General features: G+C 58.7%; 14 protein-coding genes. All 14 read left to right on the top strand.

Annotated elements, in window-relative coordinates:
* Positions 1 to 14 precede the first annotated feature (14 nt).
* The 14 genes from K6L24_RS12290 (at position 15) to astB (ending at position 16,644) form a co-directional block, all read left to right on the top strand.
* The gene (locus K6L24_RS12290; RefSeq protein WP_062743532.1) at positions 15 to 812 is read left to right on the top strand and encodes a GolD/DthD family dehydrogenase; all 798 of its coding nucleotides are present in this window, start codon (positions 15 to 17) and stop codon (positions 810 to 812) included.
* A gap of 91 nt (positions 813 to 903) precedes the next feature.
* Positions 904 to 1,839 (top strand): D-ribose ABC transporter substrate-binding protein, encoded by a 936-nt coding sequence (locus K6L24_RS12285; RefSeq protein ID WP_062743531.1) that lies wholly within the window; start codon positions 904 to 906, stop codon positions 1,837 to 1,839.
* A gap of 56 nt (positions 1,840 to 1,895) precedes the next feature.
* Positions 1,896 to 2,507, top strand: a complete 612-nt coding sequence (locus tag K6L24_RS12280) for a DUF2291 family protein (RefSeq protein ID WP_222681509.1) — start codon at positions 1,896 to 1,898, stop codon at positions 2,505 to 2,507.
* 10 nt (positions 2,508 to 2,517) lie between these two features.
* On the top strand, positions 2,518 to 4,068 hold the full coding sequence (locus K6L24_RS12275; RefSeq protein WP_118664243.1) for a sugar ABC transporter ATP-binding protein: 1,551 nt from the start codon (positions 2,518 to 2,520) through the stop codon (positions 4,066 to 4,068).
* A 20-nt stretch (positions 4,069 to 4,088) separates the two neighbouring features.
* A complete protein-coding gene (locus tag K6L24_RS12270) occupies positions 4,089 to 5,156 on the top strand; it encodes an ABC transporter permease (RefSeq protein WP_222681508.1) in 1,068 nt (355 codons plus the stop codon).
* A complete protein-coding gene (locus K6L24_RS12265) occupies positions 5,149 to 6,666 on the top strand; it encodes an FGGY family carbohydrate kinase (RefSeq protein WP_222681507.1) in 1,518 nt (505 codons plus the stop codon). Before K6L24_RS12270 ends, K6L24_RS12265 begins: the two co-directional genes overlap by 8 nt.
* 10 nt (positions 6,667 to 6,676) lie before the next feature.
* A complete protein-coding gene (locus K6L24_RS12260; RefSeq protein ID WP_222681506.1) occupies positions 6,677 to 7,474 on the top strand; it encodes a glucose 1-dehydrogenase in 798 nt (265 codons plus the stop codon).
* Positions 7,475 to 7,644: 170 nt separating this feature from the next.
* The gene (gene lpxO, locus K6L24_RS12255) at positions 7,645 to 8,547 is read left to right on the top strand and encodes a lipid A hydroxylase LpxO (RefSeq protein WP_187509238.1); all 903 of its coding nucleotides are present in this window, start codon (positions 7,645 to 7,647) and stop codon (positions 8,545 to 8,547) included.
* Positions 8,548 to 8,679: 132 nt separating this feature from the next.
* Positions 8,680 to 10,122, top strand: a complete 1,443-nt coding sequence (locus K6L24_RS12250) for a YchO/YchP family invasin (RefSeq protein WP_062743524.1) — start codon at positions 8,680 to 8,682, stop codon at positions 10,120 to 10,122.
* 146 nt (positions 10,123 to 10,268) lie between these two features.
* A complete protein-coding gene (locus tag K6L24_RS12245) occupies positions 10,269 to 11,174 on the top strand; it encodes a bestrophin family protein (protein ID WP_062743523.1) in 906 nt (301 codons plus the stop codon).
* Positions 11,175 to 11,601: 427 nt separating this feature from the next.
* A complete protein-coding gene (locus tag K6L24_RS12240) occupies positions 11,602 to 12,822 on the top strand; it encodes an aspartate aminotransferase family protein (RefSeq protein WP_062743650.1) in 1,221 nt (406 codons plus the stop codon).
* Positions 12,819 to 13,853 carry an arginine N-succinyltransferase gene (astA, locus tag K6L24_RS12235; protein ID WP_118664239.1) on the top strand — a complete coding sequence of 345 codons (1,035 nt, stop codon included), beginning with the start codon at positions 12,819 to 12,821 and terminating at the stop codon, positions 13,851 to 13,853. The genes K6L24_RS12240 and astA overlap by 4 nt, the downstream gene beginning before the upstream one ends.
* Positions 13,850 to 15,319: a succinylglutamate-semialdehyde dehydrogenase gene (gene astD, locus K6L24_RS12230; RefSeq protein ID WP_062743521.1), complete on the top strand. Its 1,470-nt coding sequence runs from the start codon at positions 13,850 to 13,852 to the stop codon at positions 15,317 to 15,319. The genes astA and astD overlap by 4 nt, the downstream gene beginning before the upstream one ends.
* Positions 15,316 to 16,644 (top strand): N-succinylarginine dihydrolase, encoded by a 1,329-nt coding sequence (gene astB, locus K6L24_RS12225; protein WP_118664238.1) that lies wholly within the window; start codon positions 15,316 to 15,318, stop codon positions 16,642 to 16,644. The genes astD and astB overlap by 4 nt, the downstream gene beginning before the upstream one ends.
* Positions 16,645 to 16,678: the final 34 nt, after the last annotated feature.

Raw genomic sequence — 16,678 nt, 5'->3', positions numbered from 1 at the left:
GGAGAGAATGAAAAATGAGTCACGAATATGACGTCAACCTGCGCTACGGCGTAGACATTAACGGCGATTTGAGCGGTAAGGTCGCCGTTGTTACCGGTGGGCTCGGTGGGATCGCCATGGCCAGCAACCAGATGCTGCTGGAAAAAGGGGCGAAGCTGGCGCTGCTGTACCCGGCATTTGAACAGAGCAAAGTGGCAGAGGTTGCCGGGCAATTTGCCGCCGATCGCGTGCAGTTTGTCCAGTGTGATGTGACCGACCCGGACGCTGTCGAGCAGGCAATTGCACAGGTTGAAGCACACTACGGACAGATCGACATTCTGGTGAACTGCGCGGGCTACGTGATGTTACAGCCGGTGCTGGAAACTGACTTTAGTGAATGGCAGAAGCAGGTCGCTGTCAATCTGACCGGGCCGTTCCTCTGTTCGCAGGCGGTGGCAAAACGCATGGTGAAAGCAGGTAAAGGCGGAAAGATCATCAATATCGCCTCGCAGGCGGCCTCCATTGCCATTGATAACCATGTGGCTTACACCTCGGCCAAAGCGGGACTGCTGGGCATGACCAAAGTGATGGCGAAAGAGTTTGCGCCGCACAAAATCAATGTAAACACCCTGTCGCCGACCGTGGTGCTGACGCCGATGGGCGAGAAAGCCTGGCGTGGTGAAAAAGGGGAGGCGATGAAGCAGCTGATCCCGATGGGACGCTTTGCCTACACGGACGAAATTGCCGCCGCCGTGCTGTTTTTTGCCGGCAACGGCAGCGACATGATCACCGGAGCCGATCTGATGATCGATGGTGGTTTCACTATTTGGTAAGACTTCAGACCTGCTTCGCCCAGACCAGAGACGCTGAGAATCAAACGCTGTACCTACACATAACAACATAACAAATTGCGAGAACATCAATATGAAAATGCGTTTAACGCTGTTAGCCGTTGCGACCGCCTGTACCTTCTCCCACGCCGCGTTTGCGGCAGAGAAAGGCACCATTATGATCCTGGTGAACTCCCTGGATAACCCGTATTACGCCTCTGAAGCGAAAGGCGCTAATGTGAAGGCTCAGGCGCTGGGCTATAAAACCACCGTCCTGTCCCACGGTGAAGATGTGAAGAAGCAAAGCGAACTGATAGATGCCGCCATCGGCAAAAAGGTGCAGGGCATTATCCTCGATAACGCCGACTCTACCGCCAGCGTCGCCGCCATTAAAAAAGCCAAAGACGCGGGTATTCCGGTGGTACTGATTAACCGTGAAATACCTGTGGATGACGTCGCCCTGGAGCAGATCACCCATAACAACTTCCAGGCAGGTTCCGATGTCGCCAACGTCTTCGTCGAAAAGATGGGCGAGAAAGGAAGCTATGCCGAACTGACCTGTAATCTCGCCGACAATAACTGCGTCACCCGCTCTAAATCCTTCCACCAGGTGCTGGATCAGTACCCGGAAATGAAAAGCATCGCCCGACAGGATGCCAAAGGCACCCTGATCGATGGTAAGCGCATCATGGACAGCATTCTGCAGGCACACCCGGATGTCAAAGGCGTGATCTGTGGTAACGGGCCGGTCGCGCTGGGAGCGATCGCCGCGCTGAAGGCTGCCGGACGTGACGACGTGATCGTGGTTGGCATTGACGGCAGTAATGACGAACGCGATGCGGTCAAAGCCGGGACGCTGAAAGCCACCGTGATGTTACAGGCGCAGGCCATCGCCGCCCAGGGCGTGACGGATATCGACAACTTCCTGCAGAAAGGTATCAAGCCAGAAAAACAGCGCGTTATGTTCCGCGGCATCCTGATCAACCAGGGCAACGCAGACAAAGTGCAGGACTTTAATTTCAAATCCTGAGTTAACGTTTTTACATAATGTTGCTGCGCCCCTGCGGGGGCGCAAAGGAGAGAATTATGTCCAGGCGAGTCTGGCTGACCATGGCCACTTTAGCCCTCGGAGGCTGCCGCATTGTGTCGCAGCAGGAGCTGGCCGATTTAAAAAATCCGCCCAACCCGGCGATGGCAAACGTCACCGCTACCTGGCAGCAAAAGATTGTGCCGCAGATAGTGAGCACGGCAAAACCCCTGGGCGAGATGATGGCATCGCTGGCGGCGGCAAAAGATTTTGACGCCGCCTGCAAGGCTTCGGGATATCGCAGTCAGGATGAAAACCCGTGCGTGTTCAGTGTGAAAATTCAGGGGGCGGTGACCGCGGTGAATACCACCTCACGCAGCGGGAAAATGACGGTGAAAGACGTCAGCGGCCAGGAGGTGGTGGTGCAGATTGGCCCGATTATTCGCGGCACCGCGCTACGGGATGCTTATCAGGGCGCGAGCTATCAGGATTTCAACGATCAGGTGCTGTTTGGCGACTACGGGCGCGCCATCAATAACCAGGCCTCGGCTGAGGTGCAAAAGTTGCAGCCGAAAGTGGGCGATAACGTCGAGGTTGACGGCGTCTTCAGCAGTTGGGATGTGCCGCAAACGCCGCCGGACGTTACGCCGGCCCACGTGGTACGTAAGTAAAGGGGGCATGATGGCTGAGTATCAAATCGACCCACTGCCGCAACGTCAACAGCAGTCAGAGGTGGTGATTGAAGCGCGCAATGTCTCACGTGTCTATCCCGGGGTCACTGCGCTCGACCAGGTGAACTACCGCGTCTATCGCAACAAGGTCAACGTGCTGATCGGGGAGAACGGGGCCGGTAAATCGACCATGATGAAGATGCTGGCCGGGGTGGAAGTGCCGTCTTCCGGGCAGATTTTCCTTGAGGGGGAAGCCGTCTCGCTGCACTCCACACAGCAGGCAGAAAAGCACGGCATCAGCATCATTTTTCAGGAACTGAACCTGTTCCCGAATATGAACGTGATGGACAACATCTTTATCGGTAATGAGTTTTTCCAGCGCGGCCGGATTAATGAGAAATATCAGTACCAGCTGGCGAAAGCCCTGCTGGAACGGCTGGAGCTGGATGTCGATCCTTATGCGCCGCTCGGGGAACTGGGCATTGGCCACCAGCAGCTGGTGGAAATTGCGCGTGCGCTGTCAAAAGACACCCGGGTACTGATTATGGACGAACCGACCTCGGCACTCAGTCAGTCCGAGGTCAAAGTGCTGTTCAACGTGATTGCCGCGCTAAAACGGCGCGGCGTCACCATCATCTACATTTCGCACCGTCTGGAAGAACTGATGGAGATTGGCGACCACATCACCATTTTCCGCGACGGGAAGTTTATCAGTGAGCGTGAGGTGCGTGACGCCAGTGTGCCGTGGATCATCGCCCAGATGGTTGGCGACAAGAAAAAACAGTTTGACTATGCCCCGGCCCGCCAGGGGGACGTCGTGCTGGAGGTCAGCGGGCTGACGGCGCTGCGTCAGGATGGCGGCTACAAGCTGAATGACGTCGGCTTCAGCCTGCGTAAGGGTGAAGTGGTCGGCATCTATGGCCTGCTGGGTGCCGGGCGCACCGAGCTGTTCAAAGCCCTGATCGGCCTGATGGGCTGCGAGCACGGCACGGTTTCGCTGAACGGCGAATGCCTCGATAAACGGGATTTCCAGTACCGGCTGAAAAAAGGCATTGCCCTCGTACCGGAAGATCGTAAAGGCGAGGGGATGATTGGCATGATGTCGGTGAAAACCAATATGACATTAAGCGATCTCAGCCTGCGTGGATTCCGCCGGGCGCTGGGCCTGCTGCGCCCGCAGAAAGAGACGGAAAAGGTGAACGAGATGGTGCAGCGTCTGGCGATCAAAGTCAGCGATACCGACCTGCCGATCACCTCTCTGAGCGGCGGTAATCAGCAAAAAGTGGTGCTGGGTAAGGCGCTGATGACCGGGCCGGAAGTGGTACTGCTGGATGAACCGACGCGCGGTATTGATGTGGGGGCAAAAACCGACGTGTATCAGCTGATCGGCAAAATGGCCCAGGAAGGACTGGCCGTGATGTTTTCATCGTCAGAACTGGATGAGGTGATGGCCCTGGCCGACCGCATTCTGGTGATGGCCGACGGGCGTATCACTGCCGATCTCCTGCGCGCCGATGTTACGCGCGAAACGTTAATCACTGCGTCAACACCGCATGAATAAGCGGGCCTGAGGAAGACAAAATGAATCAAAAATATCTGCTCTATATGTACCTGCTGAAGGCCAGAACCTTTATCGCGCTGCTGATTGTGGTGGGCTTTTTCAGCGTAATGGTGCCGAACTTTCTCACCCTGTCGAACCTGCTGATTATGACCCAGCACGTGGCGATCACCGGCCTGCTGGCGATTGGGATGACGCTGGTGATCCTCACCGGTGGCATTGATCTGTCAGTGGGGGCGGTTGCGGGGATCTGCGGTATGGTCGCGGGAGCGCTGCTGACCAGCGGCGTACCGATCTGGGGCGGGCAGGTGCTGTTCCTCAACGTGCCGGAAGTGATCCTCGCGGTGGCGGTATTTGGCATCCTGCTCGGCTTCATCAACGGCACGGTGATCACCCGTCTGGGCGTCGCACCGTTCATTTGTACCCTCGGCATGATGTATATCGCCCGAGGTGCCGCGCTGCTGTTTAACGACGGCAGCACCTACGCCAACCTGGTCGGCGTGCCTCAGTTGGGCAACACCGGATTTTCCCTGCTTGGCTCCGGCAGCTTCCTGGGGATCTATTTCCCGATCTGGCTGATGGTGGGCTTCCTGCTGACGGGACTGTATATCACCCGTAAAACGCCCCTGGGCCGCTATATCTATGCGGCGGGGGGAAATGAGTCTGCGGCCCGCCTGGCCGGGGTGCCGATTATTAAAGTAAAAATCTTTGTTTACGCCTTCTCAGGACTCTGTGCCGCCCTGGTCGGGCTGGTTGTGGCGTCGCAGCTGCAAACCGCACATCCGATGACCGGCAATATGTTTGAGATGGACGCCATCGGTGCCACGGTACTCGGCGGCACCGCGCTGGCGGGTGGCCGTGGCCGCGTTTCCGGTTCGATAATCGGTGCTTTTGTCATCGTCTTCCTGGCTGATGGCATGGTGATGATGGGCGTCAGCGACTTCTGGCAGATGGTGATAAAGGGCCTGGTGATCGTCACCGCCGTGGTCATCGACCAGTTCCAGCAAAAGCTGCAAAGCAAAGTGGTGCTGATGCGTCGCCATGAAAAAAAGCAGGCGGCCGCGCCGCTCTCTGAGGTCAGCCATGGCTAGAGATCTGATTGTTGCCCTGGATGAAGGCACCAGCAATGTCAAAGCGGTGGCGCTGGATGCACGCGGTCAGCTGGTGGCGAAAGCCTCACGGCCGCTGACCGTGGCCACGCCGCAGCCAGGCTGGGTCGAACAGGATGGGCTGACTCTGTTAAATGCATCAATGACGGTACTGCGGGAGGTGCTGAACACGGTGGGTGAACACCGCGTGGCGGCGCTGGCGATCAGCAATCAGCGTGAGACGGCCATCGGCTGGGAACGCCAGAGCGGGCGTCCTGCAGGCCCGGCGCTCACCTGGCAATGCTCCCGCTCGGGGGCCTTCTGCGAGCAGCTCAAGCGCGACCATCAGGAGACCCTTATCCGCTCCGTCACCGGGCTGCCGGTGGCACCGCTGTTCTCCGCATCGAAAATGCGCTGGCTGCTGGATAACACCCCGGATGGCCACCAGCGGGCAGCGAGCGGTGAACTCTGCCTGGGGACGATTGACGCATGGCTGCTGTGGAACCTTACCGGCGGCCAGCAGTTCCGCTGCGATACCTCCAATGCCGCACGCACCCAGCTCCTGAACCTGCGAAGCGGTGACTGGGATGCGTCGATGCTGGCCCTGTTTGGCATTCCGCGTGCGGCCCTGCCTGAGATTTGCCCCTCCGGCAGCCTGTTTGGGGTTACCCGCGGTCTGGCGGGGATCGCGGATGGCCTGCCGGTGATGGCGATGGTGGGTGATTCCCACGCCGCGCTTTACGGCCATGGGCTGGGGGCACCGGGGGGGGTTAAAGCCACCTACGGAACGGGCTCGTCGGTGATGGCCCCGCTGGATACACCCGACACCAGCATCACTTCGCTGGCAACCACGGTGGCCTGGCACGACGGTGAGCGGCTGGTTTACGGTCTGGAAGGCAATATTCCCCATACCGGGGATGGCGTAGCGTGGATGGCGCAGGCCACCGGTCTGACGGACGGGAAGGGGCAGGTTCTCAGCCGGGCGCTGCACGAGCTGCCCGCCAGCATTGACTCGACTTTGGGGGTCTATTTTGTCCCTGCGCTGACCGGCACCGGTGCCCCCTGGTGGGACGACCAGGCGCGCGGTGTGATCTGTGGTCTGAGCCGTGGGGTGACGCCCGCGCACCTGATCCGCGCCGCGCTGGAGGCCATCGCCTACCAGATTGCCGACGTGATTGAGGCCATGCGCCAGCATCCGGGCTTCCGTCTGGAAACGCTGATGGTGGACGGTGGCCCGACGCAAAACCCCTGGCTGATGCAGTTCCAGGCAGACCTGCTGGGCTGCCCGGTGGCACGCAGCAGCACCCCGGAGCTGTCGGCAATAGGGGCCGGGCTGCTGGCCCGTCGCACCCTGGGTCAGTTGAACGATCGGCAGTTACTGGCGCTGATGCCCGAGCACGATCTGTGGCAGCCAGATCTGCAGCGGCATGAGGCCTGTCAGCAGAGCTGGCAGGGCTGGCAGGAGGCGGTACAACGCACTCTCTGGCAGCCTGCCACCCCCATTCAATCTTAAGGAGCAGCAGATGAATCGTGATTTTAGTGGTAAGACCGTGGTGATTACAGGTGCCTGTCGCGGTATCGGTGCCGGTATTGCCGAACGTTTTGCCCGCGACGGCGCGAACCTGGTGATGGTGTCGAATGACGAACGTGTACTGGCCACCGCAGACCGGATAAAGGCAATGTGGGGCAGTGAGGTCCTTGCCTTACAGGTTGATGTCACCGATGAAGCTCAGGTACAGGCGATGTACCGTGAGGCGGCGGCGCGTTTTGGTCGTATCGATGTTTCGATCCAGAACGCCGGGGTGATCACCATTGATACCTTCGACAAAATGCCGAAGGCCGACTTTGATAAAATCCTGGCGGTGAACACCACCGGCGTCTGGCTGTGCTGTCGTGAAGCGGCAAAATACATGGTAAAGCAGCATTCCGGGAGCCTGATCAACACATCGTCGGGGCAGGGCAGGCAGGGGTTTATCTATACCCCGCATTATGCCGCCAGCAAGATGGGGGTGATCGGCATTACCCAGAGCCTGTCGCAGGAGCTGGCCCCCTGGAATATTACCGTTAACGCTTTCTGTCCCGGGATTATCGACAGCGAAATGTGGGACTACAACGACCGCGTGTGGGGAGAGATCCTCAGCACCGGGGCAAAAAAATACGGTAAAGCGGAGCTGATGGCCGAGTGGGTGCAGGGGATCCCGCTTAAACGGGCCGGACTGCCGGAGGATGTCGCCGGGCTGGTGGCGTTCCTCGCCTCCGACGATGCCCGCTATATTACCGGACAGACGATCAATGTGGACGGCGGACTGATTATGTCCTGATGCGGTTCACGGTGCCTTTCGTGCCCCAGCCATTTTGCCCGGCTGAAAAGTCTTTATACTCGCTCCAGTTATGGATTTTTCGGTGAAAGGTTCTTTTCATCCGCATAACGCAGGCTGACATTTACCGGCGGGATCATCTGGACGATCCCGGTCAACTGACGGGCAAAATAATGAAATATTTCGTGTTAATTATCTGGATCTTAACCGTATTGTATGTGCATCTGAGAGGGAGAGTTCGCTACGGATTCTGGCGACAGCTGGCCGACCATTCGTCCTTTGTCGCTCCTCTCAACGTTTTTATGTATCTCTTTTCCCGCATTCCCACCACGCCTTTTCTTCCTCCGACGCAGTTCCCCGAGCTGAAGACGCTACGAGAACACTGGCTGACTATTCGCGATGAGGGGCAGGCGCTGCTGGCGCTGCAGCAGATCAAAGCGTCAGATCGCTGTAACGACGCAGGTTTTAACTCTTTCTTCAAAACCGGCTGGACGCGCTTTTATCTGAAATGGTACGACGAGGCGCACCCTTCAGCGGCCACACTTTGTCCCCACACTACCGCCTTGCTGCGTGGCCTTCCCTCGGTCAAAGCCGCCATGTTCGCCTCGCTGCCGGACGGCAGTCGCCTGCCGCGCCATCGCGATCCCTATGCCGGGTCGCTGCGTTACCACCTGGGGCTGATCACGCCCAATGATGACCGCTGTTTTATTGAGGTCGATGGTGTGCGCTACAGCTGGCGCGACGGCGAGGAGGTGATTTTTGATGAAACTTATATCCACTATGCTGAAAATACCAGCGGGCAGCCCCGCCTGATCCTGTTTTGTGATATTGAGCGGCCCATGCTCGGGCGATGGGCACAGGCAGTGAATCACTGGTTTGGCCGACATCTGGTTGGGGCCGCTGCGGCACCGAACGGCGACAGTGACCGGGTCGGCAGCATCAACCGGGTATTCAGATACCTCTATGCAGTGCGTAAGGTGGGCAAACGCCTGAAGGCGTGGAACAAGCCGATCTATTACGCGATCAAATGGCTGCTGTTTGGCGGTATCGCGGTGGCCATCTGGCGGTCACTGTAAAAGTGCCGCGTCGGCTGCGCTGAGGCAGGTGGCCGGCCTGTCGCCTCCGTGGCTTTTTCTGTGCTAAGGTTAGCGGTATGATTTTGTGAAGCAACTCACACTTACACAGATAAAAAAATTGCTTTTGAGGTTATGAACAGATTCAGCCACTGGTTTTCTCCTTCGTCATCCCTGCTGGTTTCTCTGGCCCTCTGTGGCCTGCCGCTGGCCCCTGCGCTGGCCTTAGATGAGGCAACGCGCGTCCCGGATACGCCGTTTGACGATCCCGCCCGTTTCCGTCAGATGCAGCAGCAACTGCCGGGAATGGGGATCACCGATACCGACAGCGGGCTGGCGGCTAAAATCGCCCAGGCAGCGAAAAGCATCGGTGAAGCGAGTATGAACAACGACAGCGATAAATCGCTGCGTCAGGAGGCCGGCCAGTGGGCGTTTAATCAGTTTCGTGATGCGGCCACCCAGCGTGCTGCCAGCGAGGGGGAGCAGTTGCTCTCCCCCTATGGCCGTGCCAGCGTGTCGCTGGCGGTGGATGACGAAGGCAGTTTCAATGGCACCTCAGCCCAGCTTTTTACGCCATGGCAGGATAACTATCAGTATCTGACCTTCAGCCAGCTCGGCGTCCAGCAGACCGACTACGGCACGGTGGGCAATGCCGGCGTGGGGCAGCGCTGGATCGCCGGGAGCTGGCGGGTCGGCTACAACGCGTTTGTCGATGATCTGTTCGAATCTCATCAGCAGCGTGGCTCACTGGGCGCGGAAGCCTGGGGGGAATACCTGCGGTTTTCGGCCAATTACTACCATCCCCTGACCGGCTGGCAAAATCGCAACAGTACCTCACAGATGCGCATGGCGCGGGGGTATGACATCACCACCCAGGGGTATTTACCGTTTTACCGCCAGCTGGGGGTCAGCCTGAGCTATGAACAGTACCTGGGCAATCGGGTCGATCTGTTTAACAGCGGCAACGCCATGTCAAATCCCACCGCCGTGTCGCTGGGAGTCAATTATACGCCTGTCCCCCTGTTCACCCTGTCGGCCAGCCATAAAGAGGGGGATAGCGGTGAGTCGCAGGATCAGTTTGCCTTAAAAATGAATTACCGCATCGGCGTCTCCCTCAGGCAGCAGCTTTCGGCCAGCAATGTCGCGGCAGCGAAGTCCCTCAGCGGCAGCCGTTATGATGAAGTCAATCGTAATAACTCCCCGGTGATGGAGTTCCGCCAGCGGAAAACGCTGTCAGTGTTCCTCGCCACCCCGCCGTGGCAGGTACAGCCGGGTGAAACCCTGGCGCTGAAGCTACAGGTGCGCAACAGCAACCCGATCAGGGCGGTCAGCTGGCAGGGCGATACCCAGGCCCTGAGCCTGACGCCGCCGGCCGAGAATGCCAGCGTTAAGGGCTGGAGCATTATTATTCCGGCCTGGGACAGCAGTGAAGGGGCCAGCAATGAGTATCATCTGTCGGTGACGCTGGAGGACAGCCGGCAGCAGCGGGTAACGTCAAACTGGATCACCCTGAAGCTGGCCCCGCCGGTCACGCTACAGCCCGCTGACGACGGGAGTTTCGACCTGATGGCACCCTGAATTCAGCGGATTGTGCTGACCGCCGATCGGGCGGGTTTTGTCAATATGCCGCCCTGAAATAAAGGTGATCAAAGTCACAAAATACCGCTTCTCAGGCACGGGGATTTTCTGCACAATCGGCGGAAAATCCCACTCAACTGCACATCATGATCATCCGCCCTGAGAGTCACTGGTTTATCCGCCTGTTCGCCTGGCACGGTTCGGTATTGCCGGGCATCTGGTTCCGTCTGTCGCTGAATTTACTGATGTCCCTGATCGCCATTTTTTGTCTCGACTGGTACGAAACGCTGGGCATTAAGCTGACGCTGGCGCCGTTCAGCCTGCTGGGGGTCTCCATCGCGGTGTTCCTCGGGTTCCGTAACAGCGTCTGCTTCGGTCGTTTTATCGAAGCCCGTATGTTCTGGGGTAACCTGCTTATCGCCTGCCGCACGCTACAGCGCCTTGCGCTGGCCATTTCTCCCGCCGATGCGCCGCGCGTCACCTCCCTGCTGCTGGCCTTTTCCTACAGTCTGAAACACCAGCTGCGCCACAGCGACGCGCGCGAAGATCTCCGCCGCTATCTGGGGGAGGAGGCGGATGAGGTGCTGAAACGGCGTTCGCCGACTAACTTTATTGAGCTGCAGCTCTCCCAGTGGCTGGCCGATCAGCGCCGTCGCGGGAATCTTTCCGATATCCTGTATATGCACATGGACAGCAATATCAATCAGCTCTCCCAGGTGCTGGGCGGGTGTGAAAGGCTGGCCAGCATGCCGGTGCCGTTCGCTTACGGGCTGCTGTTACACAGAACCGTCTATCTGTTCTGTACGCTGCTGCCTTTTGCCCTGGTCCCGGATCTGCATTATATGACGCCGCTGGTTTCGGTGTTTATCGCCTATACCTTCCTGTCGCTGGATACGCTGGCAGAGGAGCTGGAAATGCCGTTCGGCCTGGCCACAAACCACCTGCCGCTGGATGCCATGTGTACCAATATTGAGATCAACCTGCGTGAAATGAATCTGGACGAGGATCTGCCGGACACCCCACGCCCGGACAGTCGTTACCGGCTGACCTGACGCACGGGCGGTTGCCCGGTTATCTGCCCCCACTCACGCCTTCCTCATTACCGCCACTGGCACGGTTCGGGTGCACCCCCCTGGTGCGCCTGACCTTTTTCAAGGCGTTAACTGCCTCTTTTTAAAACCAAATTCCGGCTTCGATCACACATTCGATATTTTATTTTGCCACTGCATAATTCTGCTTTTTATTCTGCTGTAAAGCCCCGTTGTTCAGATTGTTATTCACTTTCTATGCATTAACGATGAATAGCAGCCTGGCGTAACTCATTGATATACGGTATCTGACCCGGGTTTATGCATTTTTTTCTCTGGCTGGCACGCGGCGTGCAATCTACAGTAGAGCTGCAATGAATCATTTCATTAACATTAATTAAACTTTTAATTCACCCTGCCTGCGCAGGGGAATGTGAATAACGAGGCCGCCATGCAACCGTCAGTTACCCGTGAAAATTTTGATCAATGGATTGTTCCCACCTATGCCCCGGCCAGCTTTGTGCCGGTGAAGGCAGAGGGTTCGACACTGTGGGATCAGGAAGGGAAGTCGTACATCGACTTTGCCGGGGGTATTGCGGTCAATGCGCTCGGGCACGCGCATCCCGAGCTGCAACGCGCCTTACAGCAGCAGGCTGCTCTGCTGTGGCACACCGGCAATGGCTATACCAATGAACCGATCCTGCGCCTGGCGAAACAGCTGGTCGATGCCACCTTTGCTGACCGGGCATTTTTCTGTAACTCCGGGGCAGAAGCCAACGAAGCCGCGCTGAAACTGGCGCGTAAAGTGGCGATGGATAACGAGCAACCGCAGAAAAACGGTATTGTGGCGTTCAAAAATGCCTTTCACGGTCGCACGCTGTTCACCGTTTCTGCCGGGGGGCAGCCGGCATATTCGAAAGATTTTGCCCCCTTACCGCAGGGTATTCAGCATGCGGTCTATAACGATCTGGCCTCAGCGGCTGCGCTGATTAACGACCAGACCTGTGCGGTGATTGTCGAACCTATTCAGGGGGAAGGCGGTGTGGTGCCGGCGGAACCTGGCTTTCTGCGCGGCCTGCGCGAGCTGTGTGACAGTCACGGTGCACTGCTGATCTTTGACGAAGTGCAGAGCGGCGTCGGCCGCACCGGTTCGCTTTACGCGTATATGCACTACGGTGTGACGCCGGACGTGCTGACCACAGCGAAAGCGCTGGGCGGCGGCTTCCCGATCGGGGCGATGCTGACCACCGAAACCCTGGCCGCCCATCTGAATGTGGGCAGCCACGGCACCACCTACGGCGGCAACCCGCTGGCCGGTGCGGTCGGCGGTAAAGTGATGGAGTTAATTAACCGACCGGAGGTGCTGGCCGGGGTCGCTGAACGCCATCAGTGGTTTGTTGACGGTCTGACGGCGATCAACCAGCGTCTGCAGCTGTTCAGCGAAATTCGTGGTCTGGGCCTGCTGATCGGCTGCGTGCTGAATCAGGATTACCAGGGTAAAGCCAAACTGATCAACCAGGCCGCCGCCGCTGAGGGCCTGATGGTGCTGATCGCCGGGGCCAGTGTCGTGCGCTTCGCGCCTTCCCTGATTATCACCCGCCAGGAAGTGGAAGAGGGGCTGGCACGCTTCGAACGCGCCTGCCGCGCCGTCACTGAAGGAGCCCGCGTATGATGTTCATTCGTCCCGTTGAACGAGACGATCTCGCGCAGTTACTGCACCTCGCCGGGAAAACCGGCGGGGGCCTGACCTCGCTGCCTGCCGACAGCGACACGCTGTCAGCACGTATCGATCGTTCGCTGTTAACCTGGCAGGGCAAACTGCCGGATGCGGAACAGGGATACGTTTTTGTGCTGGCAGACAGTGAAAGCAAAAAAGCGGTGGGCATTTGTGCCATTGAAGTGGCCGTGGGTCTGCAGGACCCGTGGTACAACTTTCGCGTAGGCACCCAGGTTCATGCCTCCAAAGAGCTGAACGTCTACAACATGCTGCCCACGCTGTCGCTCAGTAATGACCATACCGGCAGCAGTGAGCTCTGTACGCTGTTCCTCGATCCCGACTACCGCAACGGTAAAAACGGCTATCTGCTGTCAAAGTCGCGCTTTCTGTTTATGGCCGGTTTTCGCCAGCACTTTATGCAGAAAGTGGTCGCTGAAATGCGCGGTGTGATTGATGAGCAGGGGAGCTCACCCTTCTGGGACAGCGTCGGAAGTCGTTTTTTCTCTATGTCATTTTCCGATGCCGATTATCTGTGTGGCACCGGGCAAAAGGCGTTTATCGCTGAGCTGATGCCAAAGCATCCGCTGTATATCGATTATCTGTCGGAAGAGGCGAAGGCGGTCATAGGTCAGGTGCATCCGCATACCGCCCCGGCGCGTGCCGTGCTGGAAGCAGAAGGGTTTCACTTCCAGAATTATGTCGATATTTTTGACGGTGGCCCGACGCTCGAGTGTGATATTGACCGGGTTCGCGCTATCCGTAAAAGCCGCCTGATGGGCGTCTCTCTGAGTGAGCATCAGGATGATGCGCTGCCGCTGTGCCTGGTTTCCAATGAAAACTATCATCACTTCCGGGTGATGCTGCTGCCTGCCGATCCGCAGCGCGACACCGTCGCGGTTACGGCGGCGCAGGCCGAAATTTTAGGCTGCCAGCCGGGGGACAACCTGCGGGTAGTGACACTTTGTCGCGAGGAGAAAAAAGCATGACGCACTGTATTAATGGTCAGTGGCTGACCGGTGGCGGTGAGATCCTGAGTAAAACCAGCCCGCTGGACGGGGAGCCGTTATGGCAGGGTAACACCGCCACTGCCGCGCAGGTGACTGCCGCCTGCGAAGCGGCGCGTGCAGCGTTCCCCGCCTGGGCCCGCCGTCCGTTCGCTGAACGCCAGGCCATCGCAGAAGCGTTTGCCGCGCTGCTGGAAAAAAATAAAGTGGAACTGAGCGAAACTATCGCGCGCGAAACGGGAAAACCCCGCTGGGAAACCCAGACTGAAGTGCAGGCAATGATTAATAAGGTCGGGATTTCCGTGCGCGCATGGCATGCCCGTACCGGGGAGCAGAGTACAGGTGACAGCTCTCTGCGCCACCGTCCGCACGGGGTGATGGCCGTGTTTGGGCCCTACAATTTCCCGGGACATCTGCCGAACGGCCATATTGTTCCGGCGCTGCTGGCCGGTAACGGCGTGGTGTTTAAACCCAGTGAACTGACGCCGATGACTGCCGAACTGACCGTGCGGCTGTGGCAGCGTGCCGGACTGCCGGATGGCGTGCTCAACCTGGTGCAGGGCGGACGGGACACCGGTCAGGCGCTGGCGCAGGCGTCCCAGGTCGATGGCGTACTGTTTACCGGCAGTGCCGCCACCGGCTATCAGTTGCACCGTCAGCTTGCCGGGCAGCCGGAAAAAATGCTGGCGCTGGAAATGGGGGGAAATAACCCGCTGATTGTGGAAGATCCCGATGATATCGAAGGGGCCGTCCATATTGCCATCCAGTCTGCCTTTATCAGCGCCGGACAGCGCTGCACCTGTGCCCGGCGCATGCTGGTCAGGCGCGGTGCCGCGGGGGATGCCTTTCTGAGGCGGCTGGTAGAGGTGGCCGCCCGCATTCGTACCGGCCGCTGGGATGCTGAACCGCAGCCTTTTATGGGCAGCGTGATTTCCGTGCAGGCGGCTGAAAAAATCTTCAGTGAATGGCAGGCGCGCGTGGATGCCGGCGGCCAGGTGCTGCTGGCCATGCAATGGCCGCAGCGCAGCAGCGCGATCCTGACGCCAGGCATCATTGATGTGACCGGTCTGCAGACGCTCCCGGATGAAGAAGTCTTTGGCCCGCTGCTGTCGGTGATCCGTTATGACGATTTTGACAGTGCGATCCGCATCGCCAATGACACCCGCTACGGCCTGGCCTGCGGACTGATTTCACCGCAGCGGGAGAAGTTTGAGCGCCTGCTGATTGAGGCGCGTGCTGGTATCGTCAACTGGAATAAACCGCTGACCGGGGCGGCCAGTACTGCACCGTTTGGCGGCGTGGGCGCGTCAGGCAACCACCGCGCCAGCGCCTGGTATGCCGCCGATTATTGCGCCTGGCCGATGGCGTCGCTGGAGTCGGCTGACCTGTCGCTGCCCGCCACGCTCTCCCCGGGTCTGGATTTTAGCGCGCAGGGAGAGACGCCATGAAAGCCCTTGAAGTGAATTTCGACGGACTGCCCGGCCTGACTCACCATTATGCGGGCCTCTCCTTTGGTAATGAGGCTTCAACACGCTATCAGCACCAGGTGTCTAATCCTAAGCTGGCGGCGCTTCAGGGACTGATGAAAATGAAAGCCCTGGCGGACAGGGGGTTTCTGCAGGGAGTGATCCCACCACACGAGCGCCCTAACATTGATGCGCTGCGGCAAATCGGCTTCAGCGGTAGCGACGAGCAGGTGCTGGCACAGGCAGCGAAACAGAATCCGGCACTGCTCTCTGCCGTGAGTTCCGCCTCGGCTATGTGGGTGGCCAATGCCGCGACCGTGTCGCCCTCTGCTGACAGTGCCGATGGCCGGGTGCACCTGACCGTCGCCAACCTGAATAATAAATTCCACCGCGCGATGGAGGCGCCGACCACCGGGGCACTGCTGCGGGCGATATTCCGCGATCCTCAGCACTTCAGCGTGCATGATGCACTGCCGCAGGTGGCCATGTTTGGTGATGAAGGGGCGGCTAACCATAACCGTTTCGGCCAGCACTACGGGGAGGCGGGGATACAGCTGTTTGTTTATGGTCGCAGCGAACTGGACGGCAGCGTGGCACCGTCTCGCTACCCGGCACGGCAGACCCGCGAAGCCAGCGAAGCCGTCAGCCGCCTGCATCAGCTTGATGCCGCGCGGACCGTTTTTGCCCAGCAAAATCCTGCGGTGATTGACCAGGGGGTTTTCCATAATGATGTGATTGCCGTCAGCAATCAGCAGGTGCTGTTCTGTCATCAGCAGGCCTTTTTAAACCAGCCGGCGCTGCTGGCCGGACTGGCGGAGAAGGTTCCTGGCTTTACGCCCATCGTGGTGCCTGACGATCGCGTCAGCGTCGCCGATGCGGTGGCGACCTATCTGTTTAACAGCCAGCTGTTAAGCAAGCCCGACGGGAAAATGCTGCTGGTTCTGCCCGATGAGGCGCGCCGTCACCCGGGCGTCTGGTCTTATCTGAGCGAGCTGGCGGCCAGCGGCGGCCCCATCGATGAACTGAAGGTCTTCGACCTGCGTGAAAGTATGTGTAACGGCGGCGGCCCGGCCTGTCTGCGCCTGCGCGTGGTGCTGAACGCCACACAGCAGGCGGCCGTTAATCCGGCCGTGATGATGAATGATACGCTGTTTGCCACCCTTAACGGCTGGGTGGAGCGGCACTACCGCGATCGCCTGTCGCAGGCCGACCTCGCCGACCCTCATTTGCTGCGGGAAGGACGTGAAGCTCTCGATGAGCTCACTAAGCTGCTAAACTTAGGCAATGTTTACCGTTTTCAGCAGTAACGCGATGATCGCAGGGCCGGAGACGTTCTCCGGC

Origin of the sequence: Erwinia persicina (assembly GCF_019844095.1) — a bacterium.
Taxonomy (GTDB): domain Bacteria; phylum Pseudomonadota; class Gammaproteobacteria; order Enterobacterales; family Enterobacteriaceae; genus Erwinia; species Erwinia persicina.
The sequence above is the reverse complement of the archived record's forward strand: the minus strand, read 5'-3'. Positions and strand labels throughout refer to the sequence as shown.

Bases quoted from the DNA above. Each gene is read 5' to 3' on its own strand.
- K6L24_RS12290 (WP_062743532.1), top strand. From the start codon at position 15: ATGAGTCACGAATATGACGTCAACCTGCGCTACGGCGTAGACATTAAC.
- K6L24_RS12285 (WP_062743531.1), top strand. From the start codon at position 904: ATGAAAATGCGTTTAACGCTGTTAGCCGTTGCGACCGCCTGTACCTTC.
- K6L24_RS12280 (WP_222681509.1), top strand. From the start codon at position 1,896: ATGTCCAGGCGAGTCTGGCTGACCATGGCCACTTTAGCCCTCGGAGGC.
- K6L24_RS12275 (WP_118664243.1), top strand. From the start codon at position 2,518: ATGGCTGAGTATCAAATCGACCCACTGCCGCAACGTCAACAGCAGTCA.
- K6L24_RS12270 (WP_222681508.1), top strand. From the start codon at position 4,089: ATGAATCAAAAATATCTGCTCTATATGTACCTGCTGAAGGCCAGAACC.
- K6L24_RS12265 (WP_222681507.1), top strand. From the start codon at position 5,149: ATGGCTAGAGATCTGATTGTTGCCCTGGATGAAGGCACCAGCAATGTC.
- K6L24_RS12260 (WP_222681506.1), top strand. From the start codon at position 6,677: ATGAATCGTGATTTTAGTGGTAAGACCGTGGTGATTACAGGTGCCTGT.
- lpxO (WP_187509238.1), top strand. From the start codon at position 7,645: ATGAAATATTTCGTGTTAATTATCTGGATCTTAACCGTATTGTATGTG.
- K6L24_RS12250 (WP_062743524.1), top strand. From the start codon at position 8,680: ATGAACAGATTCAGCCACTGGTTTTCTCCTTCGTCATCCCTGCTGGTT.
- K6L24_RS12245 (WP_062743523.1), top strand. From the start codon at position 10,269: ATGATCATCCGCCCTGAGAGTCACTGGTTTATCCGCCTGTTCGCCTGG.
- K6L24_RS12240 (WP_062743650.1), top strand. From the start codon at position 11,602: ATGCAACCGTCAGTTACCCGTGAAAATTTTGATCAATGGATTGTTCCC.
- astA (WP_118664239.1), top strand. From the start codon at position 12,819: ATGATGTTCATTCGTCCCGTTGAACGAGACGATCTCGCGCAGTTACTG.
- astD (WP_062743521.1), top strand. From the start codon at position 13,850: ATGACGCACTGTATTAATGGTCAGTGGCTGACCGGTGGCGGTGAGATC.
- astB (WP_118664238.1), top strand. From the start codon at position 15,316: ATGAAAGCCCTTGAAGTGAATTTCGACGGACTGCCCGGCCTGACTCAC.